The following is a 22,668-nucleotide window of genomic DNA, read 5'->3' on the forward strand; positions in this document are numbered from 1 at the left end:
GTGTTGGCGGATGGCGGCGAATGAGCCGTATTGCTCGCTGGGCTTCGCACTACGGGGTTCGCGTTGCTTGACGTTGCTTGTCACAGGTGGGGGAGCCCTCCCGGCCGGCTTGCCGGTTGTTGATGAGGACGTGCCCGGAGCCTAAATGGTTCATGCCTGGAAGGGAACGTGATGTGTGCTTCACTCCATCGAGGGATCGAACACCTATGCGACCTTGGACTAGCATGAGAAATCGCGAGGGTGGCGTGACAACGGCTCTACCAGGCCTCTGTACCCTCTGACCGGTGACAGACGCCGGGCCTTTACCCCACTTGGGCCCATCTCAAATTCAGCGAGGAGCGAACCGCGTGACCGCCGATACGTCCGTGCCGTCCAGTGCGCTGCTGACCGCAGACCGTGACGGTTCCAACTACACCGCGCGGCACCTGCTCGTCCTTGAGGGGCTCGAAGCGGTCCGCAAGCGACCCGGGATGTACATCGGGTCGACCGACAGCCGGGGGCTGATGCACTGCCTCTGGGAGATCATCGACAACTCGGTGGACGAGGCCCTGGGGGGCTACTGCGACCACATCGACGTGACCCTCCACGAGGACGGCTCCGTCGAGGTCAAGGACAACGGCCGGGGCATCCCGGTCGACGTCGAGCCCAAGACCGGCCTCTCCGGCATCGAGGTCGTCATGACCAAGCTGCACGCGGGCGGAAAGTTCGGCGGCGGCTCGTACGCCGCCTCCGGCGGTCTGCACGGCGTCGGGGCCTCGGTCGTCAACGCCCTGTCCGCCCGGCTGGACGTCGAGGTGGACCGCAACGGCGCCACGCACGGCATCAGCTTCCGGCGCGGTGTCCCCGGCATCTTCACCGAGCAGGGCCCCGACGCGCCCTTCGACCCGGCGAACGGGCTCCTCAAGGGCAAGCGCGTCCCCAGGACCCGTACCGGCACCCGGGTGAGGTACTGGGCCGACCGGCAGATCTTCCTCAAGGACGCCAAGCTCTCCCTGGAGCACCTGCACCAGCGCGCCCGCCAGACCGCCTTCCTCGTCCCCGGCCTGACCATCGTCGTCAGGGACGAGCGCGCGGCCGGCGAGAGCGAGGGCAACGGCACGGTCGAGGAGACGTTCCGCTTCGACGGCGGCATCAGCGAGTTCTGCGAGTACCTGGCGCAGGACAAGGCCGTCTGCGACGTGCTGCGGCTGACCGGCTCGGGCACCTTCAAGGAGACCGTGCCCGTCCTGGACGACCGCGGCCACATGACGCCCACCGAGGTCACCCGCGAGCTGGGCGTCGACGTCGCCCTGCGCTGGGGCACGGGGTACGACTCCACGATCCGGTCGTACGTGAACATCATCGCCACCCCCAAGGGCGGCACCCATGTGAGCGGCTTCGAGCGGTCCCTGACCAGGACGGTCAACGAGGTGCTGCGCTCGGCCAAGATGCTGCGCGTCGCCGAGGACGACATCGTCAAGGACGACGCCCTGGAGGGCCTCACCGCCGTCGTGACCGTACGGCTCGCGGAGCCCCAGTTCGAGGGCCAGACCAAGGAGATCCTCGGTACGTCCGCGGCCAACCGGATCGTCGCGAACGTGATCGCCAAGGAGCTCAAGGAGTTCCTGACCTCCACGAAGCGCGACGCCAAGGCCCAGGCGCGGGCCGTCCTGGAGAAGGCCGTCGCCGCCGCCCGTACGCGGATCGCGGCGCGCCAGCACAAGGAGGCGCAGCGCAGGAAGACGGCGCTGGAGTCCTCCTCGCTCCCCGCCAAGCTGGCCGACTGCCGCAGCGACGACGTGGACCGCAGCGAGCTGTTCATCGTGGAGGGCGACTCCGCGCTCGGTACGGCGAAGCTCGCCAGGAACAGTGAGTTCCAGGCGCTGCTGCCCATCCGGGGCAAGATCCTCAACGTCCAGAAGTCATCGGTCTCGGACATGCTCAAGAACGCCGAGTGCGGGGCGATCATCCAGGTCATAGGGGCGGGCTCGGGCCGGACCTTCGACATCGACTCCGCGCGCTACGGCAAGATCGTGCTCCTGGTCGACGCCGACGTCGACGGCGCGCACATCCGCTGCCTGCTGCTGACGCTCTTCCAGCGGTACATGCGGCCGATGGTGGAGGCGGGCCGGGTCTTCGCCGCCGTGCCGCCTCTGCACCGGATCGAGCTGGTCCAGCCCAAGAAGGGCCAGGACAAGTACGTGTACACGTACTCGGACAACGAGCTGCGCGAGACGATGGCCCAGTTCCAGCGCAAGAACGTGCGCTTCAAGGACGCCATCCAGCGGTACAAGGGCCTCGGCGAGATGGACGCCGACCAGCTGGCGGAGACCACGATGGACCCCCGCCACCGCACGCTGCGGCGGATCAACATCGGGGACCTCGAATCGTCCGAGCAGGTCTTCGACCTGCTGATGGGCAACGAAGTGGCCCCCCGCAAGGAGTTCATCACCAGCTCGGCGGCGACGCTGGATCGCTCCCGTATCGACGCCTGAGACGCCAGAACGGACCCCGGGACCGGACCGGTGTTCTCCACCCACGGGTGGAGAACACCGGTCCACCTTCGTTCCACCCCTGCGCCGATGTTCCGGGGCGTGCCCTTCCGCAGCATCGACGGTGTTGGACCACTTCGCCACCGGGGTACGGGACCGCGCGCAGGCGGTGCGCTACGCGTATCAGCGCGGACTCATCCCACCCCCTGAGCAGGGGACCACTGTCACCTGATGGAGTGAAGTCGGGGGAGTGGAGAGTCCGGGATCTTCCTACTCTGTCCATCCTTGGGGCGCGGCCGAAACGGTTCGCTGACAAGGAGAGTTGACCGGTGGAGAAGCAGGAAGGGCGTGACGCCGCAGCGGTGCGGCTCGACGACCCGTGGTACGACGCACTGGCCGACGGCTGGGGGGACCTGGACGGTACGGGCCTCCCGGCCGGCCTCGCCGCCCCCGCCGTACCGGACGGACCGCCGGCTCCCGGGCGCGGCCACAGCGCCGCCGACATCTACGGGGAGGTGCAGCGCGGCGCCGCCTTCCAGGAGGTGCGCCGCCGCTATCGCAGGTTTGTCGTCCCCGCCTCGGTCGCCTTCTTCGTCTGGTACTTCGCGTACGTGGTGGCGGCGACCGCGGCGCCGGAGTTCATGGCCAGGCCGGTGGCGGGCGCGGTGAACGTGGCGATGGTGGCGGGACTCGGCCAGTTCCTCTCCACCTTCCTGCTGACCTGGGCGTACGCGCGTCACGCCCGGCTGCACCGGGACCGGGCGGCCCTCGAACTGCGCTGGGAGACCCAGGAGATGACGCGGGGGACGGAACGTTGAGCGGCGACCACCAGACCCTGGCGCTGCTGCTGTTCAGCGCGTTTGTCGCGGTCACCCTGGGCATCACCACGTGGGTGAGCCGCAACCGCCGTGGTTCGGCCGAGGAGTTCTACGCGGGCGGCCGGCTGTTCTCGCCCATGGAGAACGGGTTCGCGATCGCGGGCGACTACATGTCCGCCGCCTCCTTCCTCGGGATCTCGGGGGTGATCGCCCTCTTCGGGTACGACGGCGTGCTCTACTCCGTCGGATTCCTGGTCGCCTGGCTGGTGGTGCTCTTCCTCGTCGCCGAACTGGTGCGCAACTGCGGGCGGTTCACCCTCGCCGACGTGGTCGCCGCGCGGATGAGCGAGCGCCCGGTACGGATCGCCGCCGGTACGTCCTCGGTCACCGTCTCCGTGCTGTACCTGGTGGCGCAGATGGTCGGCGCGGGCAGTCTGGTGGCGCTGCTGCTGGGCGGTACGAGCGGGGCGGCGCGCGCGTGGACCGTCGTCGGGGTGGGCGCGCTGATGGTCGTGTACGTGTCGCTCGGCGGGATGCGGGCGACCACCTGGATCCAGATCGTCAAGGCCGTGCTGCTGATGGCCGGCACGATCGCGCTGACCGTGCTGGTGCTCGTCCGCTTCCACGGAAATGTCAACGCCCTCCTGAACAGCGCCGTCGCGCGCAGCGGCCACGGGCGCGAATTCCTGTCGCCGGGGCTCAAGTACGGCGGGGACTGGGTCGCGCGCTTCGACTTCATCAGCCTCGGCCTCGCGCTGGTCCTCGGCACGGCGGGGCTGCCGCACATCCTGTCCCGCTTCTACACCGTGCCCACCGCGCGGGCCGCCCGCCGTTCCGTCGTGTGGTCCATCGGGCTCATCGGCAGCTTCTACCTGATGACGATCGTGCTGGGGTTCGGCGCGGCGGCGCTGGTCGGCCCGGACGCCGTACGGGCCTCGAACGCGGCGGGGAACACCGCCGTACCGCTGCTCGCCCTGGACCTGGGCGGCGGGGCGGGATCGACCGGCGGAACGGTTCTGTTCGCGGTGGTCGCGGCGGTCGCCTTCGCCACGATCCTCGCCGTCGTCGCGGGCATCACACTCGCCTCGTCGGCGTCCGTCGCACACGACCTGTACGCGTCGCTGAGGCGCAAACAGGCCAAACAGGCGAAGCAGCGGAGCGAGGTGGCGGTGGCGCGGGTGGCGGCGGCGGGCATCGGGGCGGTGGCGATCGGGTTGAGCCTGCTGGCGCAGAACCTGAACGTGGCGTTCCTGGTGGGACTGGCTTTCGCGGTCGCCGCCTCGGCGAATCTCCCCGTCCTGCTCTACTCGCTGTTCTGGCGGAACTTCACGACCAGGGGCGCGGTCTGGTCGGTGTACGGGGGACTGATTCCGGCCGTTCTGCTCGTGGTGCTCTCGCCGGTCGTCTCGGGCGGCCCCGAGGCGATCTTCCCCGGCGTGGACTTCCATGTCTTCCCGCTGGAGAACCCGGGTGTGGTCTCGATTCCGCTGGGCTTCCTGGCCGGCTGGATCGGTACGGTCACCTCGGCGGAGCCGCCGGACGCGGCGAAGCACGCCGAGACGGAGGTGCGGTCGCTGACGGGCGCGGGGGCGGTGTGAGGGGTTCGTGGGGGCGTGCGCCCCGGAAGCGAAGCCGTCGGGGCCGGTCTCAGGCGTGCGGCCACGCGTAGCGGTGTTCCGGGCGGCCCGTCTCGCCGTACCGCAGGGTCAGCCGTACCCGCCCCGCCCGTTCCAGCAGCTTGAGATAGCGCTGCGCGGTCTGCCGGCTCATGCCCGCCCGCGCCGCGATCTCCTGGGCGGAGAGCGGGCCCCCGGCACCGAGGAGCACCTGGCGGACCACTTCCGCGGTGGTGGGGGAGTGGCCCTTGGGGAGGGTGGGGACCGCGGACGCGGAGAGCGCCCCGAACATCCGGTCCACCTCGGACTGTTCGGCCTCCCCGCCGCTCTCCAGCGCGCGGCGCAGCGCCGCGTACGCCTCCAGCTTCGACCGCAGGCCCGCGAAGGTGAACGGTTTGACCAGGTACTGGACCGCGCCGTGCCGCATCGCGGCCTGGACAGTGGCCATGTCACGCGCCGCCGTCACCATGATCACGTCGGTCTCGCGGCCCAGGCGCCGCAGCTCCCGTACGACCGTCAGCCCGTTCTCGTCGGGCAGGCCGTGGTCGAGCAGGACGAGGTCGACGGGGCGCTCGGCGAGCCGCGCGAGCGCCTCGGCGGCGGAGTGGGCCCGGGCCACGACCCGGAATCCCGCCACCTTCGCCACGTACGCGGTATTGATCTCCGCGACCCGGATGTCGTCGTCCACGACCAGTACGTCGATCACTCTTCCCCCGCTGTCACACGCTCTGTCGCACGCTCGTCCGGCGTCAGTGCCTCCGGGAGGACCACGGTGAACTCCGCGCCGCCGTCCGCCGACTCACCGACCCGTACGCTGCCGCCCTGCCGTTCCGCGAGTCTGCGCACCAGCGCCAGACCGAGGCCGCGCCTGCCGTGGGACGGCAGGGCCTTCGTCGACCAGCCCTCGGAGAAGACCAGTTCGCGCTGATGGTCCGGGACCCCCGGGCCGCTGTCGGAGACACACAGCACGACCGTACGTCCCTCGGCGCGCAATTCCACCTCGATGCGCGCCCGACCGGAGCCCGCCGCGGCGTCCACCGCGTTGTCGACCAGATTGCCGAGGACCGTGACGAGGCCCTGCGGATCCACCAGCCGGTCCGGCAGGAAGGTCTCCCGGGACAGCCGCAGCGAGACGCCGCGCTCGGCGGCGACCGTCGCCTTGCCGACCAGCAGCGCCGCCGGGAGCGGGTCATGGACACGCTCGGTGACCTGCTCGGCGGTGACCCGGTGCACCCCGACCACCTCGGTCACGAACTCGGCCGCCTCCTCGTGCATGTCCAGCTCCAGCAGCCCGAGCAGGGTGTGCATCCGGTTGGCGTGCTCGTGGTCCTGGGCCCGCAGGGCGTCGATCAGCCCCCGGGTCGCGTCCAGCTCCCGGCTCAGCTGCTCCACCTCCGTACGGTCACGGAGGGTGGCGACGGCGCCGCCGTCGTCCGTCGGCATCCGGTTGGCGACCAGGACGCGGCTGCCCCGTACGGTCAGCAGATCCTCGCCCTGGACGCGCCCCGACAGGACGTCGGTGGTACGTCCCGGGCCGAGCGCGTCCTCCAGCGGGCGGCCCGTCGCCTCGGGGCCGAGGCCCAGGAGCCGCTGCGCCTCGTCGTTCATCAGCCGGATCCGGCCGGTGGGGTCCAGCGCGACCACCCCTTCGCGCAGGGCGTGCAGCATGGCCTCGCGTTCGGCGAGCAGGGCTGCGATGTCGGAGAAGGCCAGGTCGTGGGTCTGGCGCTGGAGACGCCTGGCGATGAGGTACGCGGCCAGCGCGCCGGCCGCCAGCGCCCCGCCGGCGTAGGCGAGCAGCCCCGGGATCGCGGCGAGGAGCCGGTCGCGGACGCTGTCGTACGCGATGCCGACCGAGACGGCTCCGACGATGTCCCCCGCGTCGTCCCGCAGCGGGACCTTGCCCCGCGCCGAGCGGCCCAGGGTGCCGCTGTCGATCTCCATGACGTGCTCGCCGGCGAGCGCCTTGCCCGGGTCGGTGGAGACGACCCGGCCGATCTGGCGGGTGTCGGTGTGCGACCAGCGGACCCCGCGCCTGTCCATGATCACGACGTACTCGGCGCCGGTGGCCTTCCTTATCCGTTCCGCCTCGGCCTGCACCGGACCCCCGCTCGACGGGCGGGAGCCCAGGAGCGCGTCGGCGACCCGGGCGGAGGCGGTGGTCTCGGCGATCGCGAGGGCCCGGCGCATCGCCTGGTCGTCCAACTGCGCGCTGAGGGGGGCCACGAAGAGGCCGGTGGCGAGCACGGTCACCCCGGCGGCGATGGCCAGTTGCATCAGCAGAACCTGGGAGAAGACCCGGCGTGGCCGGCCGAACCGCCGTCGTCGCTCCGACGGCGCCAACCCCAGGGTGATCGGTCCGGCGCTCATGTGTACGAACGGTAGAGGGCCGGGCGTCCTTTCCGAAATTTCCACATTCACGCAAAAAACTTGCAAGGTTTGCAGATCACTTACGTTTCCCTGTTCGGGGGCCAGATACCGGGTGTTGGCCTGCCCCGGGCACCAACTCGGGAGGCAGGCCGAGTGATTTGGTTCTGCCGGAGATGTGGACGGACTCGCATTTCTCTGCAACTCTCTGACCGCAAAACGCAAAAGACTCCGCTGATCAGTGCAGAAACGCTTGCCAATGAGGCAGGCAGCCAGAGCCGCGCCCTCGCCGCCCCCGCGCCGAGGCCGAAGATCGGGGATCCATGAGATCGCTACGCCGGAGATGGCGGTTCCTCTCCACCGCCGTTGCCACCAGTCTTCTGATGGTGGGCTGGCCGTCACTCGCCGCTTCCGCGGCCGACGGCCCCAACATCGCCGCGGGGCGGACCGCGGCGGCCAACGCGACCACGGGCAACGGAACGGCCCGCAGTGTCACGGACGGCAACCAGTCGACCTACTGGGAGGGCAACGGCAAGTCCGCCCAGTGGGTGCAGTCGGACCTCGGGTCCAGCAAGCGGATCGACGAGGTGACGCTGAAGCTCCCCGCAGGGTGGGAGAGCCGCAAGCAGACCCTCTCGCTCCAGGGCAGCGACGACGGCACCAGCTTCTCCACGCTGAAGTCGTCCGCCACGTACTCATTCAGCAAGGGTGCGAGCAACAAGGTCACCGTCGCCTTCCCCGCCACCAAGGCGCGCTACGTCCGCGCCGACTTCACCGGCAACTCGGCGGGCAAGAAGGCCCAGCTGTCCGAGCTGGAGGTGCACGCCGCCGCGGCGGCCTCGGTGAACCTCGCCCTCGGAAAGACCCTCACGGCGAGCACCTTCACCCAGGTCTACGGGCCCGGCAACGCCAACGACGGCAACAAGGCCACCTACTGGGAGAGCAACAACAACGCCTTCCCGCAGTGGATCCAGGCCGACCTCGGCTCGTCCGTCGGTGTCAACCAGGTGGTCCTGCGCCTGCCCGACGGCTGGGGCGCCAGGGACCAGACCCTCAAGGTCCAGGGCAGCACCAACAACAGCGCCTTCACGGACCTGACGGCGTCCAAGGCCTACACGTTCAACTCCGCCGGCGCGAACTCGGTGACGATCTCCTTCGACACCACCACCCAGCGCTATGTGCGGATCCTCCTCACGGCCAACAGCCAGCAGCCCGGCGGCCAGCTCTCCGAGCTGGAGGTCTACGGCCCCGAGACCGGTGACACCACGGCCCCGAGCGCGCCGACCGAGCTGACGTACACGGAGCCGGCCTCCGGCCAGATCCGGCTGTCCTGGCGTCCGTCCACGGACAACACGGGCGTGACGGGTTACGACATCTACGCCAACAACCAGCTGCGCAGCAGCGTCGCGGGCAATGTCACGACCTTCACGGACAACCAGCCCGCGAGCGCGACCGTCGCCTACTACGTACGGGCGAAGGACGCGGCCGGGAACGTCTCCGGGAACAGCAACACCGTGACCCGCGCGGGCGCCTCGGGTGACACGCAGGCGCCGACCGCTCCCGCGAACCTCACCTTCACGCAGCCCGCCTCCGGCCAGGTCCGCCTGGCGTGGAGCGCGTCCAGCGACAACACGGGCGTGACCGGCTACGACGTCTACGCCAACAACACGCTGCGCGGCAGCGTCGCGGGCAACGTCCTCACCTACACGGACACCCAGTCCGCGGGCGCCACGGTCTCGTACTTCGTACGGGCCAAGGACGCGGCCGGGAACGTCTCGGTCAACAGCAACACCGTGACCAGGAACGGCACGCCGGGCACGGCCTCGAACCTGGCCGTCGGCAAGCCGATCACCGCGTCCTCCTCGGTCTTCACCTTCGTCGCGGAGAACGCCAACGACAACAGCACGAGCACCTACTGGGAGGGCGCGGGCGGCAGCTACCCCAACACCCTCACGGTGAAGCTGGGCTCCAACGCCGACACGGACTCCGTCGTCGTCAAGCTCAACCCGGACAACAGTTGGGGACAGCGCACCCAGAACATCCAGGTGCTCGGACGCGAGCAGAACGCCACGGGCCTCACCAGCCTGGTGGCCGCGAAGGACTACACCTTCACCCCGGGCACCGGCAACTCGGTGACCATCCCGGTCGGCGCGCGCGTCGCCGACGTGCAGCTGAAGTTCAACTCCAACACCGGCTCCAGCGCCGGCCAGGTGGCCGAGTTCCAGATCCTCGGGGACCCGGCACCCAACCCGGACCTCCAGGTCACGGCCGTCAGCGCCAGCCCGGCGTCCCCGGTCGAGTCCGACGCGATCACCGTCTCGGCGACCGTGCGCAACGCCGGGGCGCTCGCCGCGCCGGCCAGCACCGTCGACCTGCGGCTCAGCGGCACGAAGGTCGGCTCCGCCTCGGTGGGCGCCCTCGCGGCGGGGGCCTCGGCCACCGTCACGGCGAACATCGGCCCGCGTGACTCCGGTACGTACCAGCTCAGCGCGGTCGCGGACCCGGCCAACGCGGTCGTCGAGTCGAACGAGACCAACAACACCTTCACCAGCGCCACCAACCTCGTGGTGCGGCCGGTCGACAGTTCCGACCTGGTCGCCGCCTCGGTCACCACCTCGCCGTCCTCGCCGTCGGCCGGCCAGACCGTCACCTTCTCGGCGACGATCAAGAACCAGGGCACGGTGGCCTCCGCGGCCGGCAGCCACGGCATCACGCTGACGCTGCTGAACTCCACGGGCGCCACGGTCAAGACCCTGACCGGCGCCTACAACGGCACGATCGCCCCCGGCGCGACCTCCGCCACGGTGGGTCTCGGCACGTGGGCGGCCACGAACGGCTCGTACACCGTCCGGGTCGTCCTCGCGGACGACACGAACGAACTGCCGGTCAAGCGCGCGAACAACACCAGCACCCAGCCCCTCTTCGTCGGCCGCGGCGCCAACATGCCGTACGACATGTACGAGGCGGAGGACGGTGTCACCGGTGGTGGCGCGCAGGTCGTCGGTCCCAACCGGACCGTCGGCGACGTCGCGGGCGAGGCCTCGGGACGCAAGGCCGTCACCCTCAACAACACCGGCAACTACGTGGAGTTCACCACCAGGGCCAGCACCAACACGCTGGTCACCCGCTTCTCCATCCCGGACTCCGCGGGCGGCGGTGGCATCAACTCGACGCTGAACGTCTACGTCGACGGCACGTACCTCAAGGCGATCGACCTCACGTCGAAGTACGCGTGGCTGTACGGCAACGAGACCGGCCCCGGCAACTCGCCCGGCTCCGGCGGCCCCCGTCACATCTACGACGAGGCCAACATCCTCCTGGGCAAGACCGTCCCGGCGGGCAGCAAGATCCGTCTCCAGAAGGACGCCGCGAACACCACCACGTACGCGATCGACTTCATCAACCTGGAGCAGGCCACCGCGGTGGCGAACCCGGACCCGGCCACGTACACCGTGCCGACCGGATTCACCCACCAGGACGTCCAGAACGCCCTCGACCGGGTCCGGATGGACACCACGGGCAAGCTCGTCGGTGTCTACCTGCCGGCCGGTGACTACCAGACGTCCAGCAAGTTCCAGGTCTACGGCAAGCCCGTGAAGGTGATCGGCGCGGGACCCTGGTTCACCAGGTTCTTCGCCCCGGCCACGCAGGACAACACGGACGCCGGCTTCCGCGTCGAGGCCGCCGCGAAGGGCTCGTCCTTCACGAGCTTCTCGTTCTTCGGCAACTACACCTCGCGCATCGACGGTCCAGGAAAGGTCTTCGACCTCTCCAACGTCACCGACATCACGATCGACAACATCTGGAACGAACACACCGTCTGCCTCTACTGGGGCGCCAACGCGGACCGGATCACGATCAGCAACTCCCGTATCCGCAACACGTTCGCCGACGGGGTCAACATGACCAACGGCAGCACCGACAACCACGTCGTCAACAACGACGCGCGGGCCACCGGTGACGACGCGTTCGCCCTCTTCTCGGCGATCGACGCGGGCGGCGCGGACATGTACAACAACGTCTACGAGAACCTCTCGGCGACGCTGGTGTGGCGTGCGGCGGGCCTGGCCGTATACGGCGGCTACCGCAACACGTTCCGCAACATCCACATCGCGGACACGCTCGTCTACTCGGGCATCACGGTCAGCTCGCTGGACTTCGGCTACGCGATGAACGGGTTCGGGACCGAGCCGACGACGATCGAGAACGTGTCGATCGTCAGAGCCGGCGGCCACTTCTGGGGCAGCCAGACCTTCCCCGGCATCTGGTTGTTCTCCGCCTCGAAGGTGTTCCAGGGGATCCGGATCAACAACGTCGACATCGTCGATCCGACCTACAGCGGCATCATGTTCCAGACCAACTACGTAGGCGGTCAGCCGCAGTTCCCGATCAAGGACACCATCCTCAACGACATCTCGATCACCGGGGCCAAGAAGAGCGGCGACGCCTTCGACGCCAAGTCCGGCTTCGGACTGTGGGCGAACGAGCTGCCGGAGGCAGGTCAGGGACCGGCGGTCGGTGAGGTCACCTTCAACCGGCTGACGCTCAACGGGAACGCCGTGGACATCAAGAACACGACGCCCAACTTCAAGATCATCATCAACCCGTAGGAGGGCAGTGGGGCGGCCCTTCCCCAGGGCCCCTAGGGTGATGCCGGCCGGAGCGATCCGGCCGGCATCGCGCCTGCCGGGCACGTGTCGGGCACTTGTTCAGGCACTTGCTGGGCTCTTTACGCTGGGGAGCAAGCCACTTGCAGAATTTGCGATAGTCTTGCGTGTATGACGCGACGACTTGCTCAGGTTGCTAAGAAGGTTGGGGTCAGCGAGGCCACGGTCAGCCGGGTTCTCAACGGCAAACCAGGTGTCTCGCAGTCCACGCGCCAGTCCGTGCTCACCGCGCTGGACGTCCTCGGCTACGAGCGCCCCACCCAGCTGCGCGGGGAGCGCGCGCGGCTCGTCGGCCTCGTCCTGCCCGAGCTCCAGAACCCCATCTTCCCGGCGTTCGCCGAGGTGATCGGGGGTGCGCTGGCCCAGCAGGGGCTCACGCCGGTGCTCTGTACGCAGACCAAGGGCGGGGTCTCCGAGGCGGACTATGTGGAGCTGCTGCTCCAGCAGCAGGTGTCCGGAGTGGTCTTCGCCGGCGGGCTGTTCGCGCAGGCGGACGCCCCGCACGACCACTACCGCCAGCTCGCCGAGCGCAAGATCCCGGTGGTGCTGATCAACGCGCCGATCGAGAACCTGGACTTCCCCTGCATCTCCTGCGACGACGCGGTCGCGGTCGAGCAGGCCTGGCGCCACCTGGCCTCACTGGGCCACGAGCGCATCGGGCTGGTGCTCGGTCCCTCCGACCACGTGCCGTCCCGGCGCAAGCTGGCGGCGGCCCTCGCGACCGCCAAGGCCGCCAGGGCGAAGCTCCCCGACGAGTACATCGAGCGCTCCATGTTCTCCCTGGAGGGCGGCCAGGCGGCCACGTCACGCCTGCTGGACCGGGGTGTCACCGGCATCATCTGCGCGAGCGACCCGCTGGCCCTGGGGGCGGTACGGGCCGCTCGCAGGCGCGGCCTCGACGTGCCGCGCGAGGTCTCGGTCGTCGGCTTCGACGACTCCGCCTTCATGAACTGCACCGAGCCGCCGCTGACCACGGTCCGCCAGCCCATCGAGGCCATGGGGCGGGCGGCGGTGGAGATGCTGACCGCGCAGATCCAGGGCGGCGCCGTGCCGCCGGGGGAGCTGCTGTTCGAGCCGGAGCTGGTGGTACGGGGCTCCACGGCACAGGCGCCGAGGGCGGCGGTACGGGCCGAGGCGGCGGCACGCGGCTGAGCGCCCCGCCGACCACCGGAAACGCCGACAACGCTGTCAACGGGGACATCATTGTCGAACTCTTTCGTAACACGCGTGAAATATTGCGTGCCCAGACCCGTGCCCGCCCTCAGGTGCCCAGGATGCCCTCCAGCCGGCGCGCCGCCACCGCCAGGCCGAGGCCGCCGAGCGCGAGCAGATGGAGGGCGGGCGGGATCAGCCCCGTACCGGCCTCGCCGAGGAACGGGCCGCGCAGCAGTTCGATGCTCCGGTAGAGCGGCAGGCACTCCACCACGATCTGCAACGGGCGCGGATAGACACCCAGCGGGTAGAACGTCGTCGCGAAGAGGAACATCGGCAGCATCGCCAGCTGGATGAACCGGAAGTCCTGCCAGTCGCGCAGGAACGTCACCACGGCCGGGCCGACCGCCGCGAAGGCGAAGCCGATCAGCAGGGCGCCGGGGACCACCAGGAGCGCCCAGGGGCTGTGGACGAGGCCGAAGGCCGCGACGACGGCGAGGAACCCGACCGTCACCAGGGTGCCCCGCAGCAGCGCCCACGTGACCTCGCCGAGCGCGACGTCCCGTACCGTCATCGGCGTCGTCAGGATCGACTCGTACGTACGGTCCGTCTTGAGCTTGCCGAACACGTGCCCAACCCGCGCCACGGCCGCCGCGCCGCCGCCAAGCTCGAAGCCGCGCAGCAAGCCCTGTCCCGGTTCCCACGCCGCAAGGCCGAAAACCGTACCCGCAACCACCGGCGCGCCGTGGACAAGGTCGCCCAGTTGCACGGCAAGGTGCGACGCCAGCGCCTCGATCACGCACACAAGACCGCCCTGACCATGGTCCGTACGCACGACTTCATCGCGCACGAAGACCTCAAGATCCGCAGCATGAACAAGGCCCCCGCACCCAGGCCCGACCTCGATCAGCCGGGCGGATTCCTGCCCAACGGGGCGGCGGCGAAGGCCGGGCTCAACCGCGTTATTGCCGATGCCGGTTGGGGGGTGTTCCTGACGATCCTGTACGCCAAGGCTGAAAGCGCCGGACGGCAAGTGATCGCCGTGGACCCCCGCAACACCTCCAGGCGATGCCCCGAATGCGGGCACACCGCCGAGGAGAACCGGCCCACACAGGAGAAGTTCCACTGCGTCGCTTGCGGCCACACCGCGCACGCCGACACTGTCGGAGCACTCAACGTTCTACGGGCCGGGCTGGTCCGTCGCGACGCCAACCCGGCGTCACGAGAAGCTCCCGGACTTATCCGGGGGAGGAGTCACGTAGTGGGTCGTCAGGATGACCCGGGACAGCCCGAAGTAGCGGCCGTGGATGAGCAGGTTCTCCCGTACGGTCAGCTCCGTGTCCACGCTGTCGTCCTGCGGCACGACGCCGGGCCGGGAGCGGATCCGCGGCCCGTCCGTGGCGGTGTCGAGCCCGAGGACCCGCAGGCTGCCCCCGGAGACGGGGGAGACGCAGGCGATCATGCGCATCGTGGAGGACTTGCCCGCCCCGTTGGCGCCGAGCAGGCCGAACGCCTCGCCCCGGCGGACCTCGAAGTCGATCCCGTCGACGGCGGTGAACTCGCCCCGGTCGCCCTTGGCCCGGTAGGCCTTGCGCAGGGCGCGCGCCTCCACCAGTGGTCCGTCCGCACGGTCGTCCAGGCCGCTCAGGTCGTTCCGCTTGTCCGGTTCTGTCATCTGACCCCCCTCGCTGACAGCAACTTTTCACGAGGATGACGCAAAAGCCAGACATTTGACGGGCTCCCCAGGGAGCCCGCTCCGAGCGCGAGGGACTTCGTCTACGTCGATCAGTCGGCGGCGGTCTACTCGCGCTGCGTCGTTCACCGTACGGCCGCCTGCCGGGTCTCCCGCCCGCCGTGCCGGCCCGGGGCAAGCCGCTTGCGGTATCTGCGTAAAAATTGCGTCGGCCTCTCGCAGGATCTGTAAGAAATGTGAGCCCTCACACGCGACGCGGGATGGCTGAAATCCCCTTCGGGAAAAGCGGGTTGAGCCTCGGAAGGCAGGTGGGGCCGGGGCTCCTCCGGTCGGTGTGGGTCACCCCGTGGCCTCGCGGGGCCACTGTGGCGGGTTGGTGGCGGCCGTGTCCGGGACCATGAGGCGTGAGGTCCGAAAGCATGGGGTAGGGACCTCGCGCTGAGGTCAGCGCATGCAGGTAGCTGTCAAGTATTTGCGAAATCGGAGCGACATATTGCGGACATCCGTAGTTAGTGGTTGAGTGAGCGCCGCCACACAGCGATGCGGCTGTTGGTTTGCCACGCTCCTGCCCAAGAGGGGTCCCACCGATGAGAAGTTCCGGGTTCCGCCGTACCTGTACCGCCGCGATAGCCACCGCGCTCGCCCTCACCGGTCTGGCCGCCTGCGGCTCGGGCGATGACAGCAGCGCGGACGGCAAGACACGTATCACCGTGAACTGCATGCCGCCCAAGAGCGCCAAGATCGACCGGAAGAGCTTCGAGGACGACATCGCGGCGTTCGAGAAGGCGAATCCGAAAATCGACGTGGTCGGCCGTGACGCGTTCCCCTGCCAGGACCCCAAGACGTTCGACGCCAAGCTCGCCGGCGGCCAGATGGAGGACGTGTTCTACACGTACTTCACCGACGCCAAGCACGTCGTCGACATCAAGCAGGCCGCGGACATCACGCCGTACGTGAAGGACATGAAGGGCTACAGCGACATCCAGCAGTCGCTGCGCGACGTCTACAGCGTGGACGGCAAGGTCTACGGTGTCCCGCGCACCAACTACTCGATGGGGCTCCTGTACAACAAGAAGCTCTTCACGGAGGCGGGCCTCGACCCCAACACGCCCCCGGCCACCTGGGAAGAGGTCCGCGCGGCCGCCAAGAAGATCGCGGCGCTCGGCAAGGGCTACGTCGGCTACGCCGACTACAGCGCCCAGAACCAGGGCGGCTGGCACTTCACCGCCGAGATCTACTCCCAGGGCGGTGACGTGGTCACCCCGGACGGCAAGAACGGCGCCGTCGACACCCCCGAGGCCAAGGCCGTGCTCCAGAACCTCAAGGACATGCGCTGGGCCGACAACTCGATGGGGACGAAGCAGCTGCTGATCCTCAACGACGTCCAGCAGATGATGGGCTCCGGCAAGCTCGGCATGTACATCTCCGCGCCGGACAACGTGCCGATCCTGGTCAAGGAGAAGGGCGGCAAGTACGAGGACCTCGCGCTGGCCCCCATGCCCGGTGGCAAGGGCACGCTCGCGGGCGGCGACGGCTACATGTTCAACAAGAAGGACACCCCGGCGCAGATCAAGGCCGGCCTGAAGTGGCTGGAGTTCCAGACCAACACCCCCGGCTCCGGTCTCAACAACTGGAAGCGCGCGTCCGACCTGAAGGCCCCGGTCGGCCTGCCCGAGCCGCGGCTGTGGACCGGTGCCACGGACACCAAGGACCAGGCGCTCAAGAAGCAGTACGCCAACGTCCCGGTGGAGAACTACCAGCCCTTCCTCGACGGCAGCCAGGCGCTGACCCTCAAGCTGGAGCCGCCGCAGGCGCAGCAGATCTACTCCGTCCTCGACGGTGCGGTGTCCGCGGTCCTCACCAAGAAGGACGCGAACATCGACAACCTGCTGAAGGATGCCCAGTCCAAGATCGACGGAATTCTCTCGCGAGGCTGACGCTCCGATGAAGACTGCCCAGGTCCCCCAGCGGTCCGCCGCCGTGCCGCCCCCCACCCAGGGGCAGCGGCCGGCGGGCCGCGGGGCCCCCAGCCCCTTCCGCCGCAAGCTGTCCCACCAGGCACGCGCCTACGGCTTCCTGATCGGCGGCCTGCTCTGCTTCGCGCTGTTCTCCTGGTACCCGGCGATCCGCGCGGTGATCATCGCGTTCCAGAAGTACACCCCCGGGTCCGCGCCGGAGTGGGTGGGGACCGACAACTTCACCCAGGTCTTCCAGGACCCGGAGTTCGGTGCGGCCTGGCGCAACACCCTGACGTTCACGCTGATCGCCCTGCTGATCGGCTTCGCCGTGCCGTTCGTGATGGCGCTCGTCCTCAACGAGTTGCGGCACGCGAGGTCGTTCTTCCGGGTGGTCGTCTACCTGCCGGTGATGATCCCGCCGGTGGTCAGTGCCCTGCTCTGGAAGTGGTTCTACGATCCGGGGGCGGGCCTCGCCAACGAGGTGCTCAGCACGCTGCACCTGCCGACGTCGAACTGGTCCAACGGCGCCGACACCGCCCTGATCTCGCTGGTGATCGTCGCCACCTGGGCCAACCTGGGCGGCACGGTCCTCATCTACCTCGCGGCGCTCCAGGGCATCCCCGGGGAGCTGTACGAGGCCGCGGAGCTGGACGGCGCGAACATCTTCCAGCGGATCAGGCACGTGACGATCCCGCAGACCCGCTTCATCATCCTGATGCTGATGCTCCTCCAGATCATCGCCACGATGCAGGTGTTCACCGAGCCCTTCGTGATCACCGGGGGCGGTCCCGAGAACTCCACCGTCACGATCCTCTACCTGATCTACAAGTACGCCTTCCTCTACAACAACTTCGGCGGCGCCTGCGCGCTGAGCGTGATGCTGCTGGTCGTGCTCGGTCTGTTCTCCGCCCTCTACCTGCGGCTCACCCGCACCGACGACTGAGAGGAGCGCAGCGCCATGACCCAGATCGCGCCGCCTCCCCGGGAGGTGTCTCCCGACGACCTCGCGGCCAGGAAACGTTCCGCGGGACCCGCGGTACGCACCCTCGTGTCCCCGCTCGCCCTCGCGAGCACCAAGGGCAGGGCGGTCTACTGGACCATCTTCACCGGGGTCGTGCTCGCCTTCGTCCTCGCCTTCCTGTTCCCCGTGTACTGGATGGTCACGGGGGCCATGAAGTCGCCGGACGAACTCGTCCAGACACCGCCGACGCTGATCCCGAAGACCTGGAGCCTCAGCGCGTACACCGATTCGTGGGAGCTGATGGACCTCCCCACGCATCTGTGGAACACGGTGGTGCAGGCCTCCGGCGCCTGGATCCTCCAGCTCGTCTTCTGCACGGCCGCGGCCTACGCCCTGTCCAAGCTGAAGCCCGCGTTCGGGAACGTCATCCTGGGCGGCATCCTCGCCACCCTGATGGTGCCGGCCCAGGCCCTGGTCGTACCGAAGTACCTGACGGTCGCCGACCTGCCGATCATCCACACCAGCCTGCTCAACGACCCGTTGGGCATCTGGCTGCCGGCCGTCGCCAACGCCTTCAACCTCTATCTGCTCAAGCGGTTCTTCGACCAGATCCCGCGAGACGTGCTGGAGGCGGCGGAGATCGACGGGGCGGGGAAGCTCCGGACGCTCTGGTCGATCCTGCTGCCGATGTCCAGGCCGGTCCTCGGCGTGGTGTCGATCTTCGCGCTGGTCGCGGTCTGGCAGGACTTCCTCTGGCCGCTGATGGTCTTCTCGGACACCGACAAGCAGCCCATCAGCGTGGCGCTCGTCCAGCTGTCGCAGAACATCTCCCTGTCGGTGCTGATCGCCGCCATGGTGATCGCCAGTATCCCGATGGTGCTGATGTTCCTCGTGTTCCAGCGCCACATCATCGCCGGCATCAGCGCCGGCAGTACGAAGGGCTGACCCGGCCAGGATCGGTCCCGCACCGCATCACCCCGCTCGTCCCACCCCCCTCATCTCACCCTGCCGAAGCCTTCGCACCGTGAGGCAGCTCTCCCCTGCCTCGTCGTCCCTCCGTGCACCTGGCGTCCCCGGTGTCCCGCACCACCGGGGACAGGCTCCAGGGTCCGGCCGCCCCCGGCCGGGCCGACGATCCTGCGCACCGCCGCGCCGATTCAGTCCCCGCTGCGGCGCGGCGGTGCGCAGCTCCCCACGCACCACCCTCGTCTCGTCACGGAAGGCACCGCCGTGAGGGCCCACGCACCAGCCCGAAAGGAACATCGCATGGAAGGCAGCCCTCTGGAGCCCGCCGCCCCGAACTGGTGGCGGGACGCCGCCATCTACCAGATCTACGTACGGAGCTTCGCCGACGGTGACGGAGACGGCACCGGGGATCTCGCGGGAGTGCGGGCCAGGCTGCCGTATCTGGTGGAGCTGGGCGTCGAAGCGCTGTGGTTCACCCCGTGGTACCTGTCGCCGCTCGCGGACGGCGGCTACGACGTGGCGGACTACCGCACCATCGACCCGGCGTTCGGCACTCTGGCCGAGGCCGAGAAGCTCATCGCCGAGGCACGTGAGCTGGGCATCCGTACGATCATCGACGTCGTGCCCAACCATGTCTCGGACCGGCATGCCTGGTTCAAGGCGGCGCTGGCCGCCGGGTCCGGCAGCCCCGAGCGCGAGCTGTTCCACTTCAAGGCCGGGCGCGGCGAGAGCGGTGAGATCCCGCCCAACGACTGGGTGTCCGAGTTCGGCGGCACCCCCTGGACCCGCCTGGACGACGGCGAGTGGTACCTCCACCTCTTCGCCACCGAGCAGCCCGACCTCAACTGGGCGCATCCGGCGGTGCGCCGGGAGCACGAGGACGTGCTGCGCTTCTGGTTCGAGCGGGGGGTCGCCGGTGTACGGATCGACTCGGCGGCGCTGCTCGCCAAGGACCCGGCGCTGCCCGACTTCGGCGAGGGCGACCCGCACCCGTTCGTCGACCGCGACGAACTGCACGACATCTACCGCTCGTGGCGGGCCATCGCGGACGAGTACGACGCGATCTTCGTCGGCGAGGTGTGGCTGCCCGACACCGAGCGCTTCGTGCGCTACCTGCGCCCCGACGAGCTGCACACGGCCTTCAACTTCAAGTTCCTGGCCTGTCCGTGGGACCCGGCGCTGCTGCGGGCCGCGATCGACGAGACGCTCGCCGAACACGCGCCCGTCGGGGCGCCCGCGACCTGGGTGCTCTGCAACCACGACGTGACCCGCACGGTCACCCGGTACGGGCGCGAGGCCACCGGCTTCGACTTCGCGGCCAAGGCCTTCGGCACGCCGACGGACCTGGAGCTGGGCACCCGCAGGGCGCGCGCCGCCGCGCTCCTCTCGCTGGCCCTGCCCGGCGCCGTCTACCTCTACCAGGGCGAGGAACTGGGCCTGCCCGAGGTGGACATCCCGCTCGACCGGATCCAGGACCCGATGCACTTCCGCTCCGGCGGCAAGGACCCGGGGCGCGACGGCTGCCGCGTACCGCTGCCGTGGGTCGCGGACGAGCCGTACGCCGGATTCGGCTCGGGGGCCGAGCCGTGGCTGCCGCAGCCGGCGTCCTGGGCGTCCTACGCCGCCGATCTCCAGGCGGCCGATCCCACGTCGATGCTGAACCTCTACCGCGTGGCGCTGCGGCTGCGGCGGACCGAGGCCGGCTTCGGCGACGGTCCCGTGAACTGGCTGGACGCGGCGCCCGGTGTGCTGTCCTTCGCGAGAGCCGACGGCCTGATCTGCGTCCTCAATCTCGGCGCGGAGCCCGCGGACCTGCCGGCCCACTCGGCCGTCCTGCTGACCAGCAACCCACTGGACACCGGCGGTCGCCTCCCGCAGGACACGGCGGCCTGGCTGCGGGCCTGACCCCGCGGGCCGCCCCGTACGACCCCTCGCCGCTCCGCGCCGTCCCACGGCGCGGAGCGGCGAGCGGAGGCCTACGCCTCCACCCCCCCCACAGAAAGGTGCAGGATCCGCACATGCATGCACATGTCAGGTACATGGCAACCGCACTCTCCACCGCGGTGGCCGTCGCCGCGACGGGGCTCGTCCTCGTCGCCCCCACAGCGACGGCCGCGGCACCCGTCAAGGCCGGCGCGACAGTGGCCGCTCCCGCGACGGCCGCCGCCGCCGGCGCGAGTCTCCCCTTCCGGTCCGTGGAGGCGGAGAGCGCCACCACCAACGGCGCGAAAATCGGCCCCGACTACACGCAGGGCTCCCTCGCCTCCGAGGCGTCGGGCCGCCAGGCGGTACGGCTGAACGCGGGCCAGAGCGTCGAGTTCACCCTCCCGGCCGCCGCCAACGCCCTCAACGTCGCCTACAGCGTGCCCGACGGGCAGTCCGGCACCCTCGCGGTGTACGTCAACGGGCAGAGCATCAACAAGACGCTCCCGGTCACGTCGAAGTACTCGTACATCAGTACCCCCTGGATCGCCGGGGCCAAGACGCACCACTTCTTCGACAACACCCGGCTGCTGCTGGGCCAGAACCTCGCCGCGGGCGCCAAGGTCAAGCTGGTCCCGAGCGTCCAGACCACCGTGGACGTCGCCGACTTCGAACAGGTCGCGGGGGCGTCCGCCGCGTCGGCCGGGTCCGTCTCCGTGGTCTCCCAGGGCGCGGACCCCAGCGGCGCGGGCGACTCCACCCAGGCCTTCCGCAACGCGATCAACGCGGCGCGCGGTGGCACCGTCTGGGTCCCGCCGGGGACCTACCGGCTGACGCAGTCGCTCAGCGGGGTGGACAACGTCCAGATCAAGGGCGCGGGCAGCTGGCACTCGGTCATCCGCACGTCCCGGTTCATCGACCAGTCCAGTGCCCCCACCGGCCGGGTGCAGCTGCGTGACTTCGCCGTCCTCGGCGAGGTCACCGAGCGGGTCGACAACAACCCCGACAACTTCGTCAACGGCTCGCTCGGCCCCAACTCGGTGGTCGCCGGGGTATGGATCCAGCACCTCAAGGTCGGCTTCTGGCTGATGGGGAACAACAACAACCTGGTGGTCGAGAACAACCGCATCCTCGACACGACCGCCGACGGCCTCAACCTCAACGGCGGGGCCAACGGCGTCCAGGTGCGCAACAACTTCCTGCGCAACCAGGGCGACGACTCCCTCGCCATGTGGTCGCTCAACTCGACCAACGCGTCGAGCACGTTCGCCAACAACACCATCTCGCAGCCGAACCTGGCCAACGGTGTGGCGATCTACGGCGGCCGCGACATCACCGTCAGCAACAACCAGATCCAGGACACCAACGCCCTGGGCAGCGGAATAGCGATCTCCAACCAGAAGTTCGCCGACCCCTTCTTCCCGCTGGCCGGCACCATCACGGTCTCGGGCAACACACTGGTACGGACCGGCGCGCTGAACCCCAACTGGGGCCACCCGCATGGTGCGTTGCGGGTCGACGCGTACGACAGCGCCATCGACGCGACGGTCAACATCAACAACACCACATTCGACAACAGCCCGTACAGCGCCTTCCAGTTCGTCTCAGGGGGCGGGACGGGCAAGGCCGTCAGGAACGTGAACATCAACGGCGCGACCATCACCAAGGTGGGCACCGTGGCGGTCCAGGCGGAGACCGCGGGCAGTGCGCGGCTCAGCAACGTCAGGGCCACCGCCGTGGGGGCGGCCGGGATCTACAACTGCCCCTACCCGGGCGGCACCTTCGCGCTCACCGACGGCGGGGGAAACTCCGGCTGGAACACGGTCTGGCAGGGCTGCTCCTGGCCCGCGCGCACGCCCTGAGCCTGAGCGGGTTCCCGCGACCGGCATGGACAGCCGCCCCCGGCGTCACTCCTGTGACGCCGGGGGCGGCTGTCCGCGTTCAGTGGCCGGGACCGTAATGTCCCGGCCCTCAAATCACCGCAGAACATGAAGAGTTGGGGGCCGTCGGAGTAGTTCACGGTTTGTCTTGACGGCCTGCATTTTCCTATGTCAATCTCTGCACAGGTCTGGACCA

13 protein-coding genes and 2 pseudogenes are annotated in these 22,668 nt (G+C 69.3%); 11 read left to right on the forward strand and 4 right to left on the reverse strand.

Annotation, left to right across the window (positions count from 1 at the left end; translation table 11 throughout):
• Window positions 1-347 precede the first annotated feature (347 nt).
• From ACIO1C_RS29290 to ACIO1C_RS29300, 3 genes are all read left to right on the forward strand, one after another.
• Window positions 348-2,474: a type IIA DNA topoisomerase subunit B gene (locus tag ACIO1C_RS29290; RefSeq protein WP_401868876.1), complete on the forward strand. Its 2,127-nt coding sequence runs from the start codon at window positions 348-350 to the stop codon at window positions 2,472-2,474.
• Window positions 2,475-2,800: 326 nt separating this feature from the next.
• Complete coding sequence (locus tag ACIO1C_RS29295; protein WP_401868879.1) at window positions 2,801-3,289, forward strand: DUF485 domain-containing protein; 489 nt, start codon at window positions 2,801-2,803, stop codon at window positions 3,287-3,289.
• Window positions 3,286-4,887 carry a cation acetate symporter gene (locus ACIO1C_RS29300; RefSeq protein ID WP_401868881.1) on the forward strand — a complete coding sequence of 534 codons (1,602 nt, stop codon included), beginning with the start codon at window positions 3,286-3,288 and terminating at the stop codon, window positions 4,885-4,887. Before ACIO1C_RS29295 ends, ACIO1C_RS29300 begins: the two co-directional genes overlap by 4 nt.
• A gap of 49 nt (window positions 4,888-4,936) precedes the next feature.
• Here the strand turns inward: ACIO1C_RS29300 and ACIO1C_RS29305 are convergent, their stop codons facing one another.
• Both ACIO1C_RS29305 and ACIO1C_RS29310 read right to left on the reverse strand, forming a co-directional pair.
• Window positions 4,937-5,611 carry a response regulator gene (locus ACIO1C_RS29305; protein ID WP_401868883.1) on the reverse strand — a complete coding sequence of 225 codons (675 nt, stop codon included), beginning with the start codon at window positions 5,609-5,611 and terminating at the stop codon, window positions 4,937-4,939.
• Complete coding sequence (locus tag ACIO1C_RS29310) at window positions 5,608-7,275, reverse strand: ATP-binding protein (protein WP_401868886.1); 1,668 nt, start codon at window positions 7,273-7,275, stop codon at window positions 5,608-5,610. Before ACIO1C_RS29310 ends, ACIO1C_RS29305 begins: the two co-directional genes overlap by 4 nt.
• A gap of 320 nt (window positions 7,276-7,595) precedes the next feature.
• Here ACIO1C_RS29310 and ACIO1C_RS29315 point away from each other — a divergent pair, with 320 nt between their 5' ends.
• The gene (locus tag ACIO1C_RS29315) at window positions 7,596-11,882 is read left to right on the forward strand and encodes a discoidin domain-containing protein (protein ID WP_401868889.1); all 4,287 of its coding nucleotides are present in this window, start codon (window positions 7,596-7,598) and stop codon (window positions 11,880-11,882) included.
• 168 nt (window positions 11,883-12,050) lie between these two features.
• Window positions 12,051-13,091, forward strand: a complete 1,041-nt coding sequence (locus ACIO1C_RS29320) for a LacI family DNA-binding transcriptional regulator (RefSeq protein ID WP_401868891.1) — start codon at window positions 12,051-12,053, stop codon at window positions 13,089-13,091.
• A gap of 109 nt (window positions 13,092-13,200) precedes the next feature.
• Here ACIO1C_RS29320 and ACIO1C_RS29325 read toward each other — a convergent pair whose 3' ends face one another.
• Window positions 13,201-13,827 (reverse strand): ABC transporter permease, encoded by a 627-nt coding sequence (locus tag ACIO1C_RS29325; protein ID WP_401869205.1) that lies wholly within the window; start codon window positions 13,825-13,827, stop codon window positions 13,201-13,203.
• On the opposite strand from ACIO1C_RS29325, the pseudogene ACIO1C_RS29330 reads away from it, so the two are divergent.
• Window positions 13,717-14,298: pseudogene (locus tag ACIO1C_RS29330) on the forward strand (RNA-guided endonuclease InsQ/TnpB family protein); the annotation flags it as partial. The gene ACIO1C_RS29325 and the pseudogene ACIO1C_RS29330 overlap by 111 nt on opposite strands.
• A 12-nt stretch (window positions 14,299-14,310) precedes the next feature.
• On the opposite strand, the gene ACIO1C_RS29335 reads toward ACIO1C_RS29330, so the two are convergent.
• Window positions 14,311-14,766, reverse strand: a complete 456-nt coding sequence (locus ACIO1C_RS29335) for an ATP-binding cassette domain-containing protein (RefSeq protein ID WP_401868894.1) — start codon at window positions 14,764-14,766, stop codon at window positions 14,311-14,313.
• Window positions 14,767-15,371: 605 nt separating this feature from the next.
• Here ACIO1C_RS29335 and ACIO1C_RS29340 point away from each other — a divergent pair.
• The 5 genes and pseudogenes from ACIO1C_RS29340 to ACIO1C_RS29360 all read left to right on the forward strand — a co-directional run.
• Entirely contained in the window at window positions 15,372-16,721 is a 1,350-nt protein-coding gene (locus tag ACIO1C_RS29340; protein ID WP_401868897.1) for an ABC transporter substrate-binding protein, read from the forward strand.
• Between the two features lie 7 nt (window positions 16,722-16,728).
• Window positions 16,729-17,685: a carbohydrate ABC transporter permease gene (locus tag ACIO1C_RS29345; RefSeq protein ID WP_401868899.1), complete on the forward strand. Its 957-nt coding sequence runs from the start codon at window positions 16,729-16,731 to the stop codon at window positions 17,683-17,685.
• Window positions 17,686-17,700: 15 nt separating this feature from the next.
• Window positions 17,701-18,648, forward strand: coding sequence for a carbohydrate ABC transporter permease (locus ACIO1C_RS29350; RefSeq protein WP_401868902.1), 948 nt, complete (start codon window positions 17,701-17,703; stop codon window positions 18,646-18,648).
• A gap of 321 nt (window positions 18,649-18,969) precedes the next feature.
• Window positions 18,970-20,574 (forward strand): glycoside hydrolase family 13 protein, encoded by a 1,605-nt coding sequence (locus ACIO1C_RS29355; RefSeq protein ID WP_401868905.1) that lies wholly within the window; start codon window positions 18,970-18,972, stop codon window positions 20,572-20,574.
• Window positions 20,575-20,708: 134 nt separating this feature from the next.
• A pseudogene (locus ACIO1C_RS29360) lies at window positions 20,709-22,439 on the forward strand (glycosyl hydrolase family 28-related protein); the annotation flags it as partial.
• Between the last annotated feature and the right edge of the window lie 229 nt (window positions 22,440-22,668).

This window comes from Streptomyces sp. NPDC087420 (assembly GCF_044744165.1).
Lineage (GTDB): Bacteria > Actinomycetota > Actinomycetes > Streptomycetales > Streptomycetaceae > Streptomyces.

Bases quoted from the DNA above. Each gene is read 5' to 3' on its own strand.
- ACIO1C_RS29310 (WP_401868886.1), bottom strand. From the start codon at position 7,275: ATGAGCGCCGGACCGATCACCCTGGGGTTGGCGCCGTCGGAGCGACGA.
- ACIO1C_RS29315 (WP_401868889.1), top strand. From the start codon at position 7,596: ATGAGATCGCTACGCCGGAGATGGCGGTTCCTCTCCACCGCCGTTGCC.
- ACIO1C_RS29320 (WP_401868891.1), top strand. From the start codon at position 12,051: ATGACGCGACGACTTGCTCAGGTTGCTAAGAAGGTTGGGGTCAGCGAG.
- ACIO1C_RS29335 (WP_401868894.1), bottom strand. From the start codon at position 14,766: ATGACAGAACCGGACAAGCGGAACGACCTGAGCGGCCTGGACGACCGT.
- ACIO1C_RS29340 (WP_401868897.1), top strand. From the start codon at position 15,372: ATGAGAAGTTCCGGGTTCCGCCGTACCTGTACCGCCGCGATAGCCACC.
- ACIO1C_RS29345 (WP_401868899.1), top strand. From the start codon at position 16,729: ATGAAGACTGCCCAGGTCCCCCAGCGGTCCGCCGCCGTGCCGCCCCCC.
- ACIO1C_RS29350 (WP_401868902.1), top strand. From the start codon at position 17,701: ATGACCCAGATCGCGCCGCCTCCCCGGGAGGTGTCTCCCGACGACCTC.
- ACIO1C_RS29355 (WP_401868905.1), top strand. From the start codon at position 18,970: ATGGAAGGCAGCCCTCTGGAGCCCGCCGCCCCGAACTGGTGGCGGGAC.